At 35.4% G+C, this 20,368-nt stretch carries 16 protein-coding genes, 2 tRNA genes and 1 pseudogene; 11 read left to right on the forward strand and 8 right to left on the reverse strand.

The features are described 5' to 3' along the window. The gene (locus QOX03_RS04515; RefSeq protein ID WP_283671694.1) at positions 1-2,613 is read right to left on the reverse strand and encodes a putative LPS assembly protein LptD; all 2,613 of its coding nucleotides are present in this window, start codon (positions 2,611-2,613) and stop codon (positions 1-3) included. Positions 2,614-2,673: 60 nt separating this feature from the next. On the opposite strand from QOX03_RS04515, the gene QOX03_RS04520 reads away from it, so the two are divergent. The 4 genes from QOX03_RS04520 to QOX03_RS04535 all read left to right on the forward strand — a co-directional run bounded on the left by QOX03_RS04520 (position 2,674) and on the right by QOX03_RS04535 (position 8,359). After that, entirely contained in the window at positions 2,674-4,020 is a 1,347-nt protein-coding gene (locus QOX03_RS04520) for an N-acetylmuramoyl-L-alanine amidase (protein WP_283671695.1), read from the forward strand. 145 nt (positions 4,021-4,165) lie between these two features. Beyond that, complete coding sequence (locus QOX03_RS04525; protein ID WP_283671696.1) at positions 4,166-5,143, forward strand: MlaD family protein; 978 nt, start codon at positions 4,166-4,168, stop codon at positions 5,141-5,143. Between the two features lie 29 nt (positions 5,144-5,172). Further along, positions 5,173-6,486 carry a 4Fe-4S dicluster domain-containing protein gene (locus tag QOX03_RS04530; RefSeq protein ID WP_283671697.1) on the forward strand — a complete coding sequence of 438 codons (1,314 nt, stop codon included), beginning with the start codon at positions 5,173-5,175 and terminating at the stop codon, positions 6,484-6,486. 67 nt (positions 6,487-6,553) lie between these two features. Next, positions 6,554-8,359 carry a hypothetical protein gene (locus QOX03_RS04535; protein ID WP_283671698.1) on the forward strand — a complete coding sequence of 602 codons (1,806 nt, stop codon included), beginning with the start codon at positions 6,554-6,556 and terminating at the stop codon, positions 8,357-8,359. On the opposite strand, the gene QOX03_RS04540 is transcribed toward QOX03_RS04535, so the two are convergent. Continuing rightward, on the reverse strand, positions 8,354-8,842 hold the full coding sequence (locus QOX03_RS04540) for a TrmH family RNA methyltransferase (protein ID WP_283671699.1): 489 nt from the start codon (positions 8,840-8,842) through the stop codon (positions 8,354-8,356). The genes QOX03_RS04535 and QOX03_RS04540 overlap by 6 nt on opposite strands. 86 nt (positions 8,843-8,928) lie before the next feature. Between QOX03_RS04540 and QOX03_RS04545 the strand changes: the two genes are divergently transcribed. After that, the gene (locus QOX03_RS04545) at positions 8,929-11,010 is read left to right on the forward strand and encodes a S9 family peptidase (RefSeq protein WP_434800615.1); all 2,082 of its coding nucleotides are present in this window, start codon (positions 8,929-8,931) and stop codon (positions 11,008-11,010) included. 203 nt (positions 11,011-11,213) lie between these two features. Further along, complete coding sequence (gene hisE / locus QOX03_RS04550) at positions 11,214-11,510, forward strand: phosphoribosyl-ATP diphosphatase (protein WP_119058045.1); 297 nt, start codon at positions 11,214-11,216, stop codon at positions 11,508-11,510. A 66-nt stretch (positions 11,511-11,576) separates the two neighbouring features. Here hisE and truB read toward each other — a convergent pair whose 3' ends face one another. From truB to QOX03_RS04570, 4 genes are read right to left on the reverse strand one after another with little or no spacing between them, the layout of a single operon-like run. After that, positions 11,577-12,272 (reverse strand): tRNA pseudouridine(55) synthase TruB, encoded by a 696-nt coding sequence (gene truB, locus QOX03_RS04555; protein ID WP_283671701.1) that lies wholly within the window; start codon positions 12,270-12,272, stop codon positions 11,577-11,579. A gap of 1 nt (position 12,273) precedes the next feature. Beyond that, positions 12,274-13,089 (reverse strand): undecaprenyl-diphosphate phosphatase, encoded by an 816-nt coding sequence (locus tag QOX03_RS04560; protein ID WP_283671702.1) that lies wholly within the window; start codon positions 13,087-13,089, stop codon positions 12,274-12,276. Next, on the reverse strand, positions 13,086-13,376 hold the full coding sequence (locus tag QOX03_RS04565) for a DUF3098 domain-containing protein (protein ID WP_434800616.1): 291 nt from the start codon (positions 13,374-13,376) through the stop codon (positions 13,086-13,088). Before QOX03_RS04565 ends, QOX03_RS04560 begins: the two co-directional genes overlap by 4 nt. Then, a complete protein-coding gene (locus QOX03_RS04570) occupies positions 13,373-14,269 on the reverse strand; it encodes a cell division protein FtsX (RefSeq protein WP_283671703.1) in 897 nt (298 codons plus the stop codon). Before QOX03_RS04570 ends, QOX03_RS04565 begins: the two co-directional genes overlap by 4 nt. A 243-nt stretch (positions 14,270-14,512) precedes the next feature. Between QOX03_RS04570 and QOX03_RS04575 the strand changes: the two genes are divergently transcribed. After that, the gene (locus QOX03_RS04575; RefSeq protein ID WP_283671704.1) at positions 14,513-15,976 is read left to right on the forward strand and encodes an SLC13 family permease; all 1,464 of its coding nucleotides are present in this window, start codon (positions 14,513-14,515) and stop codon (positions 15,974-15,976) included. On the opposite strand, the gene QOX03_RS04580 is transcribed toward QOX03_RS04575, so the two are convergent. Continuing rightward, a complete protein-coding gene (locus tag QOX03_RS04580; protein WP_283671705.1) occupies positions 15,953-17,137 on the reverse strand; it encodes an LOG family protein in 1,185 nt (394 codons plus the stop codon). The two genes, QOX03_RS04575 and QOX03_RS04580, sit on opposite strands and share 24 nt — an antisense overlap. After that, positions 17,134-17,661: a hypothetical protein gene (locus tag QOX03_RS04585; RefSeq protein ID WP_283671706.1), complete on the reverse strand. Its 528-nt coding sequence runs from the start codon at positions 17,659-17,661 to the stop codon at positions 17,134-17,136. The genes QOX03_RS04580 and QOX03_RS04585 overlap by 4 nt, the downstream gene beginning before the upstream one ends. 253 nt (positions 17,662-17,914) lie before the next feature. Here QOX03_RS04585 and QOX03_RS04590 point away from each other — a divergent pair. From QOX03_RS04590 to QOX03_RS04605, 4 genes and pseudogenes are all read left to right on the forward strand, one after another. After that, positions 17,915-18,109 (forward strand): annotated as a pseudogene (locus QOX03_RS04590) (plasmid mobilization protein); the annotation flags it as partial. A gap of 466 nt (positions 18,110-18,575) precedes the next feature. Continuing rightward, positions 18,576-19,502: a hypothetical protein gene (locus QOX03_RS04595; RefSeq protein ID WP_283671707.1), complete on the forward strand. Its 927-nt coding sequence runs from the start codon at positions 18,576-18,578 to the stop codon at positions 19,500-19,502. A gap of 682 nt (positions 19,503-20,184) precedes the next feature. Continuing rightward, positions 20,185-20,260, forward strand: a tRNA-Gly gene (locus QOX03_RS04600). 18 nt (positions 20,261-20,278) lie between these two features. Then, a tRNA-Leu gene (locus QOX03_RS04605) sits at positions 20,279-20,362 on the forward strand. The last annotated feature ends 6 nt before the right edge of the window (positions 20,363-20,368 follow it).

A 20,368-nucleotide genomic window follows, 5' to 3' on the forward strand; every position in this document is an offset into this window, starting at 1 on the left:
TTAAAAATCACTTAAATTAGTATTAAAATTTCGCTCTTCGTATTTAAGCGCATCGCTCAAGAAATTCGCTTTAATGCCGACAAAAAAGTTCCATGTTTTATATTGCCCAAAAGGTACCATGCTGAAATTGATATTGAAACTACGTAAGTCACGATTAAAGTTTATTGTGGTGTAGGATATCTTCCCTGTTTGCAAATCAAAGTTGGTGTTGGCAGAAATGCGCCAGTATGGCGTCGGTGAAATGGTTCCATTCAGATTAAGAGATGTTGACTTTCGTGTTTTGCCAGCACCCGTCCTAGATACGTTGTGCGTAATGCCAAAGTTGACATTCCAAGGCATTAGAAATTGTGCATAATCATTTTTATCAAAATAATACACGTCTTGCCGTACACGCCCTCGCCTGTCAAAATCCATTTTTCTCTCGCCAAAAGTGGTATTACCTATGCTATAACTCGTATTGAAATTGTAGTTAGAAATTGTAAAGCCACCAATTTGATTTACTAGTAGCCCGTTGGGATTTGCATTGTTCACTATCATTCGGTAAGGGTTGATGGTTGCCCCGTAATTTAGCGTCATTTTATTGTCTAAAATTCGTGTAGCTCCTCGCATTGATATTGGAGATAATTTCATGCTATCACTGGCAAAGTTATAGCTGGCATTGATGTTTAAATAATCAAATATTTTAATTTTTTTCACAGAAGTTGAGTCATTTCTTGATCTAACTTTAAGTTCTAAATTATTGTCTAAACTAAAGTTTAAGCTTTGGCTCAAACCTCGTGAGGGCCCGCCATAGATGCCGTTACTAAATCTAGAATACATGATTTCATTTCCTTCTTTATCTATGTAATTGGAATAGTAACCCCAGAAATCTTTAGAAAAATCTGGCGTGAAACTAAATCCTACGCTGGGGGTAATAACATGGCGAATCGCTTTGATTAATTTGTTATCTTCATTAGTCCCAAAATTCAGCTGACCGTATAGTGTGGTTTGCGTATTGGTTGAAATATTAAAAACTCGAAATGTATTGAATCCATTCACTTCTTCATCTATAACTTTATTTTGAGCATTGTCATAATATCTTCTCAGGCTCTTTAATGACCAAACTTCTCTATAGCCCGCAGAAAAATTGAGCGGGAAATAATTGAAAATCGTTGTGCCTGTATTGATGTTTATAACGTGTTCTGCTCCGTTTTTCATATTATCAAACATTTTTTTACTAAAAAAATCTTCGTCGTTGGTATAAATTGTATTAGATAAATTGAAATTATAAGAAAAATTTAAATTCTGAAAAAGACCTTTTTTTGTTCCCGTGCGTGGCGCAAACGGGTAAATACGGTTCATGTTTAATGTAAATTGCGGTAAATTGAGCGTCACAGGATTGGCTTGGTCCCTGCTTGCATTCATTTGCTGAGAATGCCGTAAAGTCATGGAAGCAGAGAAAGGTGTTCCTGGCCAAGTTTTATTAAGAGAAATAGATGAACTGGTAGTGTTGGTTAAAATATCACCATTTAATGAGTTAAGATTATTGATACTATTTCGGTAATATTTACTACTGCTGAAGTTAACATTGGCTGCAAAACGAAAGTTAGGGTTGGCTTTTGTATCTTGTGAATGACTCCAGTAGACTCGATAAATTTTACCTGTGGAATAAGAGGGCAAACCTTTGATTCCTGTCACTCTTTTCTCCCAATCTAAACGAAAGTTTCCTAGAAATTTATATCTTTTTTTGTATTGTGAGACGGCGTGCAGTCCATAACTTCCTTTGGTATAAATATCTCCAGTCAAGCTCAAGTCCATATAATCACCAAGTGGCAAATAAATCCCAGCACCTTCTATATAGAAGCCCACACTTTCTCTCTCACCAAAACTAGGCATGAGCAAGCCTGTGCTACGGTCTGTCCCTAAAGGTAGGTAGGAAAATGGTAAAACCAATGGAGTGGTGACGTTATATATTTTCATCACAATAGGGCCAGTAACAACACGCCTTGTCTCACCTTGAATTAGTTTCGCAACACGTGTCTGCAGGTGGTAGTCTGCTACACTATCTTTTTTGCTAATGAAATATTCATCTGTCGTGTACGCAACATTTTTCATTCCAGAAACGCTATCGCTGTATTGGCGCACAATCTCAGCTACTACGACACCTTGGTCGCCACCCATAGACTCTTCCGTACGCACATTAAAAGCCTTTCCTTTTTTTGTCTTCACATTGTACACAAAGCTATTGTATTCAACTTTCTTCCCATTTTGTGTAAAGATGCTAGGTTCCACTATTTTACCTGTACTATCTTTTTTCCCAATAGCATAGATATTACCGCTATCCCACATCATTTTGATGTAATCTGCTTCAATTTTCAAATCTGTATAAGTGACTACGGCATTTTTTAATAATAGTGTAAATCGTTCTTTCGCATTTTGGTATTGCTCATCAGATGTAGATTCTACGACATCCAAAAAACCATTCCTCTGGGGAATTGTATCTGTAGCAATCGTATCCAGAATAGCCTTACCGGGATTATTTCCAGCAATTGAATCTTGGGTTTGTGATTTTGTAAAATCCCAAATCAATAAGAAAATTATAACAATAATTTTGTATTTGACCTTGTACTTCAATTTCTTTTAATTATTATTTTTGTGAGAAATTTTGACAAAAATACTAAAATAAATGCCTGAATGAATATGAAAAAGAAAAACGTATTAAAAAAATTATTCATTGTACTGCTGATAGCTCTGATAAATCCTATCTTGGCTCAGAATTTAAAGAAAGAATTTGTTTTAGTTTTAGATGCAGGGCATGGTGGGCATGATTCAGGCGCTGCCGGAGTGGCCGATGTTGAAAAAAATATAACTTTAGATATTGTATTAGAGCTAGGCAAACTTATCAAGAAAAACTTTGATGATGTAAAAGTTATCTACACACGAGAGGACGACACGTTTATGACGCTAGCTGGTCGCGCTGATGTAGCCAATCGAAATCATGCAGATTTCTTTATTTCAGTGCACTGCAACTCGGCTAGGCCAACGGCATATGGGTCAGAAACCTTTGTTTTAGGAACTGAAGATCACCGCTCTAGTGCTAATTTAAACGTCGTAAAAAAAGAAAATTCCGTTATTTTGTTGGAAGAAAATCATGAAGAAAGATATTCAAATTTTGACCCCAATAAACCCGAATCTCTGATTGGTTTGACTTTGATGCAAAATGTGCATTTGAGTAACTCTTTACTTTTCGCAAAAGCTGTAGAGGATAATTTCATCAATAAAGATAAAAGACTAAGCCGTGGTGTAAAACAAGCTGGTTTCGTGGTTTTATGGCGTACGGCAACTCCTTCTGTTTTGATAGAGGTTGGATTCATTAGCAACCCTGCCGAGGGGAAATACCTAGCGAGTAAAGAGGGGAAAAAAAACTCAGCTGAATCAATTTTCAATGCATTTAAATATTATAAAACGGAATGGGATAAACGGCAAAGAAATGAAATGGGAGCTAATGAACCACTAAAAAAAGTTACTGAAAAACCTAAAATTGAAAAACCAGTAGAAGATAAATATTTCAAAATTCAATTCCTCACCAGCAATAAGAAACTGCGTGCAAAATCTATTCAACTGAAAGGGCTAGACCCCGTAGAAGTTTTAGAAGAAAACGGCTTATACAAATATTTTTACGGTCAAACTTCTTTTATATCCAAAAGAGAGGAACTTCTTAATTACGTCAAAAGAAAAGGCTTCCCTGATGCCTTTGTGGTTGAAGTTCCTATAAATACAAATGCTCAAGAAAAAGAAACTCAAGAGCAAAAAAACATCTACCGTATACAAATTCTCACTTCTAGCAAAAAATTCTCTGATAATGCACCTCAGCTGAAAGGGATTTCCCCCGTTGATGTATATGAAGAAAATAAGCTTTATCGCTACTACTATGGGGAGTTTTCTTCTGAAAGCGAGGCCGAAAAAGAGTTGCCTAAGATTAAAAAAGCGGGATTTCAAGATGCTTTTATTGTAAAATTCATCAATGGAAAAAAAGAATGAAAATCTGTATTTACTCTAAATAGTTTTAAAATTTTTTAAGGCTTAAAAAATTTAAGCAAAATAAGTGTAAATATTTCGCTAAAATTTAATCACATTCTGAATTTAAATTTATTTTTTTAATATCTTTGGCGTTAAATTTTTCAAATTGAAACTAACAAAAGAAGTAAAAATTGGTATCATAGCAGTTGTCGCGTTACTCAGTTTTTTTTGGGTATTTACTTTTTTACAAGGGAAAAATCTATTTACATCTGGTAGAGTTTTCTATGTAAAATACAGCAATGTAGATGGTCTATTAGCTACAAAACCTGTCAATATAAATGGTCTGAAAGTCGGAGCTGTAGAGGATATTGAAATCATGGAAGAACCTGATAGTCTTTACTTTGTAGTAAAAATGGTCATAAATCGAGATATTGACTTCTCTAAAAATACTGTTGCCGAAATCTATGAGCCAGGGCTGATGCAGGGTAAAATGATAAAATTAAACCTCAACTACAATGGCCCTAAAGCAAAAAGTGGAGACACATTGATTGCCGCTACCAATGAGTCATTAATGACTATGCTTTCAAACAAATTAAAACCCACACAAAATCGCCTAGATAGTGTGCTAATTACCTTGAACCATGCATTAGTTAATTACGGTGCTTTGGCTGATTCTACAACCAACCGAAGTTTGAAAACGGTACTTCTAAGCTTAGACCAATCCATCAAAGCGATAGAAGCTTCTGCTAAATCGGTTTCAGTTCTTTCTAAAAGTACCGATAAGCTAATCGGTACGGTTAACAGTGAAATTTCAGACTTAACTAAAACAGCTAATTCAGCCTTGGCTACCGCAGATAAAACTTTGGATAAATACGGAAAAGTTGCTGATAGAATTGACCAATCTGAAATTGACCAAACCTTAAAAAATTTAAATCTAGCCACCAATGATTTAAAATCTATCATCAATCGAATTGAAAACTCAGATGGTTCTTTGAATAAAATAATCAATGACCCTCACCTCTACAATAATTTAGAATCCACTTCACAGAAATTAGATATTTTAATCGAAGATTTACAAAAAAGACCCGACAGGTATTTGCAATTTTCTATTTTTGGTAAAAAAATAAAAGAACCAATAGAATGATTTTATTCTCATAATTTCTTAGCTCATTCATGTCTTATTTTTTTCAGTTTCTTTTTCTTATCACGTTCATTGGTGCTATTGCTTTTTTTGTCATTAACATCAAAAAAGTTATTAGAAACATTCATCTTGGGACAGGGAACCTACCACAAGACAATAAATCTATTCGCTGGAAAAAAATGGCTCGCATTGCCTTGGGGCAATCAAAAATGGTCGTTCAGCCAATTCCAGGGATTCTCCATATTTTGGTTTATTTAGGATTCATTATCATCAATATTGAAGTTTTAGAAATTATCATCGACGGAATCTTTGGCACCCATCGCATTTTTAGTTTCCTCGGTCTTTTTTATGATTTCTTAATTGGCAGTTTCGAAGTATTGGCGCTTATTGTCATAGGGAGTGTTTTCATCTTTTGGTGTCGTAGAAATATTAAAAAAGTCAAACGTTTTTTCAAAAAAGAAATGAATGGATGGCCCAAAGAAGATGGAAATATAATTCTTTACATCGAGTTAATTTTAATGCTTCTATTTCTTACTATGAACGGAGCAGATTATTGGAATAATGCCAACCAAGGTTTAGAATTAGCTGGGAGCTTCCCCATCAGTCAACATTTATTTTCATTTTTTCAAGATTTTCATCCCTCTACTTTGCATGTGGTAGAACGTGCGATGTGGTGGCTTCACATTTTGGGGATATTATTTTTCTTAAACTACCTTTATTATTCTAAACATTTTCACATTTTGAGCGCTTTTCCCAATGTTTGGTATTCTAAAATCACCCCTAAGGCTAAGCTTGAGAATTTAGCCAGCGTCAAAAAGGAAGTTGAATTGATGATGAACCCCGAGGTAGACCCTTTTGCCGCTTCGCCCAATAATGAAAATGAAGCATCAGAAAAGTTCGGAGCACAAGATATTTTTGATTTAAATAAAGTCCAGCTACTAAACGCTTACTCCTGCACCGAGTGCGGCCGTTGCACAGCAGAATGCCCCGCAAACATTACAGGTAAACGATTATCTCCGCGAAAAATCATGATGGATACCCGAGATCGTATAGAAGAGGTTAGCAAAAATATAGATAGAAATGGTCAGTTCAAAGACGATAATAAAAAACTACTTGGCGACTACATTTCATCAGAAGAAATTTGGGCTTGCACCAGTTGCAATGCTTGCACAGAAGCTTGCCCCATTAGTATTGATCCTTTATCTATTATTATTAAGCTTCGCCAATTTTTAGTCATGGAAAAATCTGAGGCACCCATGGAAATTAATCTGATGATGCAAAACGTTGAAAATAAAGGCACTCCATGGCCATTCAACAATTCAGATCGCTTAAATTGGAATAATTAAGATTAAAAACACATTTTTGCATTAAAATTGTATATTTACCAGTCAAGTACTAGTCAAGTTTATCTTTATGAATTACCCACATAGTTTTTATATTCCCGTTATGGGCATCGGTTTCACGCTAGACAGCCCTCTCAAATTAGCTCCTTTTGGAATTGATTCTGTAATGTCGTTGAGCGATGATATGCTCATCGAGAAACTTAGAAAATTTTATTCTAAAAAATTTAATAAACCATTTCAGGCTGTAGAAGATAATCATGACGACCCTCGTGCTAAAAGAATTACACTTTATTTAGACCTGATTCATGATTTGGTGAATGAGAAAATTCAAGCTTTTCATCAATTCAATGAAGAAACAAAAACTGAAGTTTTTAAATATTTTGAACTTCTCCCCTCTTATTCTGAATTAAAGAAAAAATTCTCAGACTTGGATTTAATGAAAATCTCTAAAGAGGAAATTTCTCTTTGGCTAAAAGAGCATCTAAAACCTGGTAGCATTGACGTCAATGTCATGACAAAGCTGGATAAAATTAATTATAAAAAAAATAAAGCTTTGCCTGATGAATTCAACGATGCTCATGCCGCTGTACGTGGATTTGCCAAGAGTAAAGTACAGTCTAATTTAATTTTATCTGCTGGCATGAATCCCAAACTTTTTGGCTACATGGCAGAATTGGACGAGTTCTTCCCTGATGCTGAAGGAAATTTAAAAAAGAAAATTGTGCTAAAAGTAAGTGACTACCGTTCGGCCTTGATTCAAGGTAAATTTTTAGCTAAAAAAGGACTTTGGGTATCAGAATATCGCATCGAGTCTGGTTTGAACTGCGGCGGGCATGCTTTCGCTACCGACGGCTACTTGATGGGGCCTATTTTGGAAGAATTTAAAAACAATAGAATAGCTCTATTAGAGGAAATTAGAAAAGTTTTTGAGAAAGGCTTAGAAGAAGCAGGGAGAACCATTCCTCTGAACAAATTAGATTTTAAAATCACAGCACAAGGTGGTGTAGGAACCAATGAAGAACATGATTTCTTGAGAAATAATTACAACATCGATGCTGTGGGTTGGGGAACACCTTTTTTGCTTTGCCCAGAGGCATCTACCGTTGATGATGAAACTTTAGAAAAATTAGCACAAGCAAAAGAAGAAGATTTATATACAAGTGATATTTCACCTCTAGGGGTTCCATTCAATAATTTGAAAGGAAATACCAAAGATGTAGAAAAAGCTGATAGAATTGCGGCTGGCCGCCCAGGAAGTCCTTGCCCCAAAAAATACTTGGTTTCCAATACAGAATTTACCGAAAAAGCTATTTGTACCGCTTCTCGCCAATACCAAAGCAAAAAATTAGCAGCAATTGTTTCAGCTGAAAAAAATGAAGCTGAAATCACCAGTGAATATGCTAAAATTACCGAAAAGAGTTGCATTTGCGTTGGGCTGGGGACAAGCAGTCTGCTAAAGTATGATTTAGACTACAAGGTAGAGGGCCCAGGCGTATCCGTTTGCCCTGGCCCCAATATGGCTTATTATGACCACATTGTGAGCTTGAAAGAAATGGTGGGGCATGTCTACGGACGAAATAATGTCATGAATTTCCCCCACCGCCCGCATATGTTCATCAAAGAATTGCAATGCTATATAAAGCATCTGCACAAAGAAATTATAAAAAAAGGAAAAGAAATCTCTAAAAAAGATTTACGTTATTTTGATAAATACATGAAAAATCTCCACAGCGGAATCAGTTATTATGAAAACTTATTTCAAACTGTGAATCAGTATTTTTCAAATGTCAAAAATCAGTCCTTGGAGCAACTAAAAGAATATAAAGAGCAGCTACAACAATTAGAACTTGAATTGAGCGAAAAGGAAGTCTCATAATCTTAATTGATACAGTGCAATAGAAGTTGCTACTGCTACATTGTAACTACTGATGTTCCCATACATTTCCAAGTGCAGGTGAACATCAGTTTTATTTAATATCTCCTCAGGTATTCCACGCTTTTCATTTCCTACAAATAGCAAAATATTTTTTAAGGCTTTAAAATTTTCTATCGCTAAACTCTCATCAGTGTATTCTAACGCAGCCCATGTAAATTTTTCTCGTGGAAAATTTTCTTCTAAACATTCTATACTATTTTTTTTAAGGCTTAGAAAATTTTCTGCATTTCTACTAATTTTCTTCAATTTATGAGTCGGGTAATTGTTCTCTCCCATTGTATAAACCTCAGCCACTCCACTAATTACAGCTGAACGCAATATCATGCCTACATTTTGTGTTTTCTCGATATTACACAGCACGAGAATAATTTCAAACTCTTTTTCTTTAATTCTAATTTCTTCATGATTCAATTGATGCAACATTTCCTCGATTTTTGTGTAAATTTGTGAAAATCTTATCAATGAAGAAAGGTATTTTTATTTTAATATTTTTAAGCTTTAAAATTTTTATGACAGCACAAGAATGGCCTGCGGTCAATCCGCCTGATGCAGAAAAGAAAAACCATCTGCGAGATATCCACGGTGAACAAGTCAACGACCCTTACTATTGGATGAATGCTTACTTCAAAAAAACAGCAGATAGCACACAAATCATTCAATATTTGGAAGAGGAAAATCGATACGTAGATCAAATGATGGCAGATACTCGAAATTTTCAACAAGTGCTTTTTGATGAAATGAAATCTCGCATCAAAGAGAAAGACGAAAGTGTGCCTGTTTTCAAAAACGGCTATTATTACTATTCTCGCACCGAAGATGGTGAGCAATATTTCAAATATTGTAGAAAAAAAGGTAGTCTTGATGCGCCAGAAGAAATTCTGCTCGACGTAGATGAAATGGCCAAAGGTAAAGCTTACTTTAGCGTGCGTGGTTTTTCTATTAGCCCTGATAATCATTGGCTTGCCTATGGTGTAGATGAAGTTTCTCGTCGCCAATATCAAATTTACTTCAAAGATTTAAAAACTGGAAAAGTTTACAGTGATGGCATTAGCAACACGACTGGTTCTACCGTTTGGGCGAATGATAATCAAACCGTTTTTTACACTAAAAATAATGAAACGACATTGTTGACCGAGAACATTATGCGCCATCGTTTGGGTGAAGATGCGTCCAAAGATATTGTCGTTTACCACGAAGAAGATAATACCAATTACATCGGTGTTTATAAATCAAAGAACAATCAATATATTTTCATTCACTCATCAGCTACCACTTCTTCAGAAGAGAGATATTTAGATGCTAATGCACCGATGGATGAATTTAAAGTTTTTCAGCCTCGAATCAAAAATGTACTCTATAGCGTTGTACCTTTAGAAGATCGTTTTTTGGTATTAACTAATCAAAATGCCTTGAATTTCAAGCTCATGGAAACACCACTCCATGCCACCCGACAAGAAAATTGGAAAGCAATTATTCCGCATCGTGAAGACGTTTTGATAGAAAGTGTTGATGAGTTCAAAAATTATTTAGTCATCACAGAACGTTTTAATGGTTTAATGCGTTTGGTCATCAAAAATCGCCAAACTGGGCAAGAGAAACTTTTATCTTTTGACGAGCCTACTTATTCAGTTTACACCACAGGCAACGCTGAGTATTTTACTGAAGAACTCCGTTTTGCCTACAATTCAATGGTAACTCCTGCCTCTATTTTTGAACAAAATATGCGTACAGGCAAGAGAAAATTACTGAAACAGCAAGAAGTCTTGGGTGATTTTGATAAAAATAATTACGTTTCAGAATATTTGTACGCTACCGCTAAAGACGGCACCAAAATCCCTATTTCTTTGGTCTACAAAAAAGGTTTAGAAAAAAATGGAAAAAATCCACTTTTACTTTACGGCTATGGCAGCTACGGAGCATCAATGGAGGCAACTTTCAGTTCTAGCCGATTAGCATTGCTCAACCGTGGCTTCGCCTTCGCCATTGCACATATTCGTGGGGGCGAAGAAATGGGAAGAGAATGGTACGAAGACGGGAAAATGATGAAGAAAATAAACACTTTTACTGATTTCATCGATGCTGGTAAATTTTTAATTCAAGAAAAATTTACCTCCCCTCAGCATTTGTATGCACAGGGCGGTAGTGCTGGCGGATTGCTGATGGGGGCGGTCATCAATATGAAACCCAATATGTGGAACGGGATAATTGCTCAAGTTCCGTTTGTAGATGTGGTCAACACGATGCTAGACGAGAGCATCCCTCTCACAACCAATGAATATGACGAGTGGGGAAATCCCAATGAAAAAGTAGCTTATGACTACATGAAATCTTATTCGCCTTATGAAAATATAGAAAACAAATCTTACCCTAATTTATTAGTAACGACTGGTTTACACGACAGCCAAGTACAGTATTTTGAGCCAGCAAAATGGGTAGCCAAATTGCGTGACCACCAGCAGGGCAAGAACGTTATCCTCTTCAAAACAGAGATGGATTATGGCCATGGCGGTGCTTCTGGTCGGTTTGATTACCTGAAAGATTTAGCCTTAGAGTATGCTTTCTTATTCAAGCTAGAAGGAATTAAAAAATAATTTCTAAAGGCTTGAAAATTTTTAATAGAAAATCGGGTAAATAATTAGTTTACCCGTTTTTTTTTAAGCTTTAGAAATTTTTATTAAACAACATAAAATACAATCAACTTTAAGCCTCAAAAAAAACATTTCAGATTCAGTCTAGATTTGGATGGTATTTCTAATTATAAATTTTAAATTGCTTGCGTAAAATCAATTTTTCTATGTCAAAAAAATTTCCGTTTCTTAAAAAATTGGAACACCAAATGGAAGAAGCCAAGCTCAATGATTCTGAGTATAAACGGATTAGAAAAAAATACCGCTCTGGAGCTGCTCAAATTGCAAAAAAAATGGGTGAAGAAGCGGTAGAAATGGTCATCGCTTCTGGCGAAGAATCTGATGAGGATTTTTTGGAAGAATCTGCCGATGTATTATATTACTACTTACTGGCATTGCACAATAGAGGCTTTTCTCTACGTGATGTTTTATTAATTTTAAAAAATCGACATAAAGATGCTTAGGTTTCAACTTAGTATCCTTAAGTTTTTAGATGAAATTTAAAAATCTTAATTTTTTTGTATTTTTTTTTAAGGCTTGAAAAAATCTAGATCCAGCGGTGCATTATCTGATTTTTCTAAATTAAACTCGCCTGATTGTGTTCGGCAAAGTTGCGTCAAATAAGCTCCTGAATCTAGCGCCAAACCAATGTCATGAGCTAATGTACGAATGTAAGTTCCCTTCTCGCACACGACTTCAATTTCTAGAAAAGGCATTTCAAAATGGAGAATTTCGATGCGGTGAATATGGACTTTCCGTGGAGGAATTTCTACCTCCTCTCCTGCTCTTGCCAATTTGTAAACTCGTGTGCCATTAACTTTTATGGCTGAGTGCGCTGGTGGAATTTGAGTAATTTTTCCTTCAAAATTTTTTAAAGCTTTAGAAATTTTTTCTAACGTAATATGTTTGATTGGGAATGTTTGATCTTCAGGTTGCTCGGTATCATAACTTTCAGTAGTGGCACCGAGCTTGAGTTTTGCTCGGTAGGTTTTAGTCTGCGACTGAAATTCGGTGATGCGTTTTGTGAATTTACCTACGCAAATAACTAAAACCCCCGTGGCTTTAGGATCAAGCGTGCCAGCGTGCCCTACTTTAAATTTCTTTAATTGATGAGTCTTACGGATGTTGTACCTGATTTTCTTCACAACATCAAAACTCGTCCAATCCAAGGGTTTATCGATAATGAAAACCTGCCCTTCTCTCAATTCGTCTAAACTGAATGCCATTTTATTGAAATTGTGTGAAATAAATCAATAATATTATCCCAACAATGATACGATACCAGCCCCAGATTCTAAAACCGTATTTTTTTATCATCTCAATGAAAAATTTAATGGCAAATATGGATACAATGAAGGCTATTATATTCCCCATTAGAAATAAAATCATGTGCTGTTGGTCTGCGAATATCATCTCATAACCTTTCACTATTGCTGTACCTTCACCCCATTTTTTCACAAAAATTGAATATACTGTCACTGCCAACATCGTCGGGACGGCTAAAAAAAAAGAAAATTCTGCTGCGGTCTCTCGATTTAGTTTTTGCTGCATACCTCCAATGATGGATGCCGCTGACCGACTCGTGCCTGGCATCATGGCTAAACATTGCCAAAAGCCAATGGTGACGGCTTGTTTGATGCTGATCTCTGACTCACGGAAAGTCGTTGGGGTGTTAAAAAACTGGTCAATAAAAAGTAAAACTATTCCACCCAAAATTAAAACTATGGCAATCGGCACAGGATCTCCCATAATTTCCTCGATTAAATCATCAAATAAATAACCAAAAACCAAAGCTGGGAGAACGGCCGTGGCTAACTTGATGTAAAAGTTTAATTTAGAGAAATCAAAAAACTTCTTCCAATAAAGAAAAACAACAGCTAGAATGGCTCCAAATTGAATGCTGACTTGGAACATTTTCACAAATTCATCTTCTTGAATTCCAAAAATGGAACTGGTGAAAATCATATGTGCCGTGGATGAAACAGGCAAATATTCCGTTAAACCTTCGATAATAGAAATGATGATTGCTTCTAAATAATTCATTGATTTTGTTTTCTTTTCAACAATCCATCAAAGGGATAAAGAATGGCTGCAATTTCTATCACAAATCCTAATAAAACTAGGAAAGGTGCTAAGCGAATTCTTCGCCAAGAAAATATATCTTCGTTCCAATAGTTAGGGTCAAAAGTACCATCAGGGCGAGTATTGGCATCGTGTCCTGTCATCAAAAAAAAGCCTAAAGCAATGACACAGAGACCTACCAACATTAAAACATAATTTTGTTTACGAAATAAAAATTCGCTAGGTAAAGGTGTTTTTGGTTTCATCATGAGTAATAAAGTTGATCTGTTCTCAATTTCAAATATCGCCAAGAGGCTAAGAATGTACTGACTACGGCAATCAAAATCCCTACAGCTAAAATCCCAATGATAATCCAAATGAAGTCATTATGCCAAGTGGATAAATGCAGCTTTGGTGCTGCATAATACCAAAGTATACCTAAGGCTAAAAGTGCTAGTATAGCACCCAAAAGTCCTAATAAAAAGCTTTGCATAACAAAAGGTGCTATGATAAATCGACGTTTGGCTCCTACCAGTTGCATGGTTTTGATTGTGAATCTTTTTGCAAATATTTTAAGCCTTAAAGAATTATTAATCAAAATAATAGAAATAATTAAAAATACAGCTGCCAAGCCCACTAACCAGTAAATAATATTGTCTATCCGTTGATAAATTCCTGCTAAGCTAGAGGTATCATTTACACTATCAATTATCTCATAATCAGAAATTATTTTTGTAATGCTATCAACTTGGGCACTGTCTACATACTGGGGTTTAATAGTCATTAAAACACTGGGCGGAAAGAGCCCTTCTTCGAATAAATCTACATCTTCTTTTTTGAGCCCCAATTGATTTTTAGCAATCGACAAAGCCTCTTGTTTATTCACATATTTTACTGATTTGATAAAGGCTCTTTGTCTCAGAGAATCTACAAAAGCTTGATGTGTTTCTTTTTCTTTGTCTATATCTCTTTGGTCTTTAGCTTCTTTGAAATAAGCTTCGATTTCAAATTGATTTTTGAGGTGTTCGGCATAGTCATTTGAATTAACTACAATAAGTCCAAATAAACCCAATAAAAACAAAACCAATGCAATACTTACTACCACGGTGATATTGGAAGACCGCAGGCGGCTTTGATACATTCGATCACTTGCTCTTGACATATTTCTGAAATTTGTTGCAATTTAAAAAAATATTCTTTCACATCCGAAGATTAACGTTTCTTAATATTTTATGGCTTATAGAAGTTATTAAATTTCAGTTAAATATTCTTTTTAGAAATTGTATTATGCCTTATTTTAAACAGGTTATTAAAAGATTATCAAAAAAGTAAGAATTATCATTTTTATTTTAAAAAAAGTCTATCATATTTGTAAACGTAGTAAATTTATAAAAGTTAAATTTTTATGGGAGATTCAAGGCGAGCCGCACAAATTGTTGGCCACAAAATGAGACAAATTATCGATGCTCAAAAAAGGGTTATCTTTTTCTTATTAAGTATCATTTTTGCATCTGGACTATCGTTTTTAATCACTAATTATGAACCGAATTTAACGACGGTTCAAACTTATGTGGTTTTTATTTTATTCCTAGCTATTGCTCTTTGGGTCACAGAGGCAATTCCGCCCTTTGCTGTCGGGTTGCTGATTGTTGGTCTATTGATTTTCTTAATTGGCCGAGAAGACACCAATGTCATGGGGGAAGAAGGGTATATTGACGTAAGACAATTTGTGCAGACATGGTCTAACTCTGTTATTTGGCTAATGTTAGGAGGTTTTTTCTTAGCAGAAGGCTTGAGAAAGACGCGATTAGATTATGATCTTTTCAAAATGAGTATTTCTGTGGTGGACAAAAAACCTAAAAATATCTTGTTTGCGCTAATGTTAGCAACGGGTATTGCTTCTATGATTATGTCTAATACAGCTACAACAGCCATGATGATTGCTTCCATCATGCCCTTTATCAACACTTTACCTAAAGGAAACAGTATGGCAAAGGCTCTACTCATCGGGATTCCAGCAGCGGCATCCATCGGAGGTATGGGAACCATTATTGGCTCACCTCCCAATGCAATTGCCGTCGAAGCCATCAATACTTTATCTGAAATTCATCATAATATAAAACCAATTACTTTCCTTGATTGGATGATTTATGGTATACCCATTTCTTTAGTTTTAATAGTTATATTTTGGCTAGTTTTAACTCAAATTTTTAAGTTAAAAAACATTGAACTTGACTTATCTTTCTTAAATCAATCTAATTTAGAAAGCAAATTAGATAAGTTTAATAAGAAATTTGTACTTATTGTACTTGGTATTACTATTCTTTTGTGGTTAACCAGTTCTTGGCATGGGATTCCAGCAGCGGCAGTCTCAGGAATTCCCATCATTTTACTACCCATGGTCAGCATCATCACTGGTGAAGATGTGCGCAAATTACCTTGGGACACATTGATGCTAGTCGCAGGTGGATTATCTTTAGGCTTAGCTATTCAGCTGAGTGGCCTGGCTGATTTATTCGTCAGTAAATTAGACGGTATAGAATTCAATCCTATCATTATTATGCTGATATTTGCCTTTGCCACCGTTCTATTTTCCAATATAATGAGCAACACCGCAACAGCTACGATTTTGATTCCAGTAGCTACTATTTTACCTGGAGTTGGCTCATTAGAAATGGCTTTAGTCATCGGGCTAAGTGCTTCTTGTGCATTATTCTTACCTGTTTCTACCCCACCAAATGCCATTGCTTACAGCACAGGGAAATTAGAACAAAGTGACTTCAAATATGGAGGAATCAGTATTGGATTTTTAGGCCCGATTTTAACGATTCTATGGCTATTAGGTTTAAAGTTCATGAATATAATCTAACCCATCCTCTACTGGCTGTGGCGGGTGATTTTCAATAAACTCCAGTACCAAGGCAGGCTCATCTGCTAGGTACAGGAGTTTTTTATATTTTTTCCCCACAGCCAATTGATGCAAAACAGAATACAAAGAAGTTTCCTCTACATACCTTGATTTGCCCAAAAATACCATTGGGCTAATGTAGCCAAATGTACCATAATGATTTTGAGCCGCTTCTTGAAAGATTTCTTGCGTTGTCCCTGCGCTTCCTGGAGCAAATACAACACCGTAAAGGCAAATAGCCAGCAAAGTATCTTCTCTTATAGAATTTGAAAAATATTTAGCAATATGAGAAGCAAACACATTCGTCGGTTCGTGACCATAAAACCATGTAGGAATCGCTAAATTCTCTTTCCCGTCAGGATATTTCTTTAGAACCTTCTGAGCCTGAGCTACATAATTTTGAGCTAAATAATCTTTCGGATTTGCTAAATCCACTGGAAAATCTAAATCACTTAAAATTTCAATGGCATCCGCCAATTCTTCATTCGTTTTCCCACCAAAATAAGCACCCAAGTTCGCTGCTTCCATAATGCCCGGCCCTCCACCAGAAACGATATAGTATCCATTTTCTGTCATTAATTTGGCGGTTTGTGCTACTTTCACATAATATTCACTGCCTCTTCGTGCACCATGCCCGCCCATAAAGCCCACAGCCTTTTTTTCTGTCATGCCTTTTTCATTGTAAAGAATAAGCCGTCTTAAACTTTCATCTATATTGAAATCATGCAGGCGTTGAGCCATTGCATCTTGAATACTTGGCGTGTAGCGAGTTTCCTTAAAAGATTCATAAATTTTCAAATCAACAGAATCCTCACTTTCTTGGTCAAATTTACCCAAAAGCTCTTGATGCGTGTACAAGTTCTGCCGATTGGGATTATATGGCAAGTGTTCAAATTTAGGGTAAACAAATGCACCAGCCTCCACTAAGTCTTTGGTTTGTTGGCGATTCAGTCGGCAGCCAAAGAAAGTGGTATTCTTGAGTGCTAGGCCTGAAAAATCTATTCCTTTTTCTCTAAAATCAATATCTTGTACAAAAACTTGCTTAAAATTTTTCTGAAGGCTTAAAAAATTTTCCCAATCTCTATAATTTCGAATAAAGATTTCTTTGTTTTTACCACTCATAGTAAGACTGTTTTTTGCTTCGAGTTTAGTAATCTCGCCATTGCTGGTGGAACATCAATATACTCATGATAAAATTCTTCAAAAAAATCTTTGGTTTTCTCTGACAAAAGTGCTTGATATTCTTCCATAATTACATCGCTCATAGAAATAGGAGCTCCCAGTGGAGTCCCGTTTTGTATCATAAAAACTTGATGAAAAGCTTCTCCTTCGCTTAATTCTCGCCCTGAGAAAGAGCAAATTTCTGCTGATTCTTTTTGGGTGTTTTTCTGTATTTGAGCTTGATGTGCTAAAAGATAATTTTGCATCTTTTGGAACGATTCCTTTGATAATTTAAGCCCCAATTCTTGTTTACAAGTTTGGCAAATAGCAAATTCAAATAGAATGAAAAAGCCCTCTCCATTCAAATTTCTTTGGTAAGCTTTTTCTACAAAAAACAAATCCTTTATCAAGCTTTTCTCACAGATGGAGCATTGTTCAAAATTTTCTCCGTTTTCTTTTTTGATGGAATTTAAACTCTTAGACATAAATCAGTTGATTTACTGCAAAGCTAATTATAATTTGATGAATGATGATTCCCAATGTGCATAAATCTCCTTTGAATGAAAGAAGAAGAAGAGATTTTGATGATTTTTTTTTAAGGCTTAATTTTTTTTGGGAAATTTTGCTGATGAATAAGTTTAATTCAAAAATTTGAATAAATTATAATCCTCAAAACAAAATGCATGTCCAATGTGTTTAAATGGTTTTTAAATACTTTTTAAAGTAGCTTTAAACGCCATAAAATTAGTAGCACAATCAGGTATGGAATACAAAGCCCATTTTATTACTTCAGTTCTTTTCAATAGAGAAATTAAAACAGTAAAAATTGATAAAACAGCCATTGATTTTTATACCAAACTCACCGAGTTAAACGCTCAATTTAGAAAAATAGACGTCAATTATAACCAGATTGTCAAGATACTTTACCGCCATAACATCTTACACGCACATCAAAAGATGAAGTTTCAGAACAAGCCTTAAAAAATTTCTCCAAAAAAAATCTCCAAAAACAAGAATTTTAGTATCTTTGACCCCAAATAGCTACGGCTGTTTTTAATTTAAGTTAAATCACGAAAAAACAAAAACTTATGACATAGCGCCAACGGGCAACATAACATAAAAATAGTGTAATTGTATGATTTCTAAAACCTGAAATTCCCCAATTTTAAGAACTATCAGAAACATACAGGAACTACACCCTATCGGGTGTGGGACTTGGTGTATTGATAGTTCGGGTATGGGGATACCTAGGTTTTGGTATACTACAAAAAAGTCATCCACACCTTTTTTTATGCCCATACCCAAGGAAACCTTAGGACGACATTTTAAAAATCAACGAATTGCGACAAAAAAAGAACAAAGCGATTCAAAAGTTTAATCCATCTAAAATGTTACCATTATGAAAAAACAATTAACTATTTTATCTCTCACATTTGGCGTATCTGCCTTTGCACAGGTAGGGATAAATACAGATACACCGCAAGCGACTTTGGAGGTGGTATCCAAAGAAAATAGTGCCGCCACCAGCGCACTCAAAATCAAAAATAGTGATAATGATCCGCTAATCACGGTGAGTAATGCTGGTGGATTGGGAATCCGTACTGATAATCCTACCGCAACCTTGGACATCAACGGAACAGCAAGAGTACGCGAACTCAAAGGCAATGTAAGTGATACAGAATATACTCGCTCTATAGTGGCAGATGCAAATGGAAATCTGGGCTATGTACCCCGAATTGACCCTACCGTACTGGGAACCACACAATTAGTGCAAGGCAACACAGTAACAAAAGAAGCACCTTTTCCAAATGATATAATATACTTCCATGATTATAAACAATATCTTGCTGAAGGAAATCCTGATTTAACTCGCTATATGGGGCAGTCCATTACACTACCACCCGGCAAATGGGTTATTTATTATGGATCTTTATTTATCAAGAGCATAGAAAATGCTTTAGTAGAGCAAGTTAATACCCCGAGTGGAAAAACAATCAGTGTAGTAAAACAACCTACTGTATGGATAAGAACAAAGTTTTTTGAAACTAAAGAGCCACAAGATTTTGGCGTGTCTCCACTTATTGTTCCGGTTGATGACGCTTCTCCTATATATAACTCAGTAGAATTAACTTTTACAGGTGGTCATACACCTCTTTATGGCACTTTTCTAATTACTCTAACAGAAACTAAAACCATTTACTTGCATGCTTTCTATGATTATATGGAAAATTTTTCTAACAATGCAAAGGGTTGGTTAGCAAGTCTAGGTGGAAGAGGTTCAGAACCATGGCTTGAAAACTATTTATACGCCATTAAGCGTTATTAAATTTTGTGTCTTAAAACGATTTGGAGACTAGATATTTTCAATATTCTATAAGGCTTTGTGTTAAGTATCTAAGCTTATTGAGAATATTTAGTCTTTGTTTTTCGTGCGACTATTGTTTTGGGTACGCTTTTATAAATTGGATTTCTTGGCGTAATTGTAGCCATTGGTTCTCTTCAATAGTGATTAATTTCATTTCTTCTAATTTTATCGTTTATCTGGGGACAAAGTTCAGAAGGCTGAGGCGATGATAACGCCAAGTTTTGCCAATGGGTAGATAGAAAATTAGCACATTTTAACACACTTATGTTTATGCCTTAATAATCATGAATTTAAAGCAAAAAAAGAGAGCAAAATGTCCTCAATCCCTTTATTTAAGCCGTTTTCATCAGCTTTTTTCTATTTCTCTTTTCTGTACTTTTTGTTTTACGCCCCTTAGATTAGTAATATAAAGCTTTCTGAACTTGATATTTTTTATTCATTCAAAACTATTTTGCTATTTCCCTCAAAGTTATTTGTAACTTCACTTTATTGGTAATCAATTAAATATGATAGAATTTAGTATTCGAGTAACTTTTTCATAATACATTACAGACTTAAATTTAAAAAAAAATAGTCAAAAAATTTGGTGGAAATATAAATCTATTCTATATTTGCCATCCAATTCAACTCCAAGGAGAGAAATGCGAAAATAGCTCAGTTGGTAGAGCGCAACCTTGCCAAGGTTGAGGTCGCGGGTTCGAATCCCGTTTTTCGCTCCAATTTTCAGGTCAATAGCCGCCCGGGTGGTGGAATTGGTAGACACGCAGGACTTAAAATCCTGTGGCCATTAGGCTGTGCGGGTTCAAGTCCCGCCTCGGGTACTGAAA

The organism is Candidatus Ornithobacterium hominis (assembly GCF_951229915.1).
Lineage (GTDB): Bacteria > Bacteroidota > Bacteroidia > Flavobacteriales > Weeksellaceae > Ornithobacterium > Ornithobacterium hominis.

Bases quoted from the DNA above. Each gene is read 5' to 3' on its own strand.
- QOX03_RS04540 (WP_283671699.1), bottom strand. From the start codon at position 8,842: ATGTTGCATCAATTGAATCATGAAGAAATTAGAATTAAAGAAAAAGAG.
- QOX03_RS04545 (WP_434800615.1), top strand. From the start codon at position 8,929: ATGACAGCACAAGAATGGCCTGCGGTCAATCCGCCTGATGCAGAAAAG.
- QOX03_RS04535 (WP_283671698.1), top strand. From the start codon at position 6,554: ATGAATTACCCACATAGTTTTTATATTCCCGTTATGGGCATCGGTTTC.
- QOX03_RS04580 (WP_283671705.1), bottom strand. From the start codon at position 17,137: ATGAGTGGTAAAAACAAAGAAATCTTTATTCGAAATTATAGAGATTGG.
- QOX03_RS04595 (WP_283671707.1), top strand. From the start codon at position 18,576: ATGAAAAAACAATTAACTATTTTATCTCTCACATTTGGCGTATCTGCC.
- QOX03_RS04575 (WP_283671704.1), top strand. From the start codon at position 14,513: ATGGGAGATTCAAGGCGAGCCGCACAAATTGTTGGCCACAAAATGAGA.
- QOX03_RS04570 (WP_283671703.1), bottom strand. From the start codon at position 14,269: ATGTCAAGAGCAAGTGATCGAATGTATCAAAGCCGCCTGCGGTCTTCC.
- QOX03_RS04520 (WP_283671695.1), top strand. From the start codon at position 2,674: ATGAATATGAAAAAGAAAAACGTATTAAAAAAATTATTCATTGTACTG.
- QOX03_RS04530 (WP_283671697.1), top strand. From the start codon at position 5,173: ATGTCTTATTTTTTTCAGTTTCTTTTTCTTATCACGTTCATTGGTGCT.
- QOX03_RS04560 (WP_283671702.1), bottom strand. From the start codon at position 13,089: ATGAATTATTTAGAAGCAATCATCATTTCTATTATCGAAGGTTTAACG.
- hisE (WP_119058045.1), top strand. From the start codon at position 11,214: ATGTCAAAAAAATTTCCGTTTCTTAAAAAATTGGAACACCAAATGGAA.
- QOX03_RS04585 (WP_283671706.1), bottom strand. From the start codon at position 17,661: ATGTCTAAGAGTTTAAATTCCATCAAAAAAGAAAACGGAGAAAATTTT.
- QOX03_RS04565 (WP_434800616.1), bottom strand. From the start codon at position 13,376: ATGATGAAACCAAAAACACCTTTACCTAGCGAATTTTTATTTCGTAAA.
- truB (WP_283671701.1), bottom strand. From the start codon at position 12,272: ATGGCATTCAGTTTAGACGAATTGAGAGAAGGGCAGGTTTTCATTATC.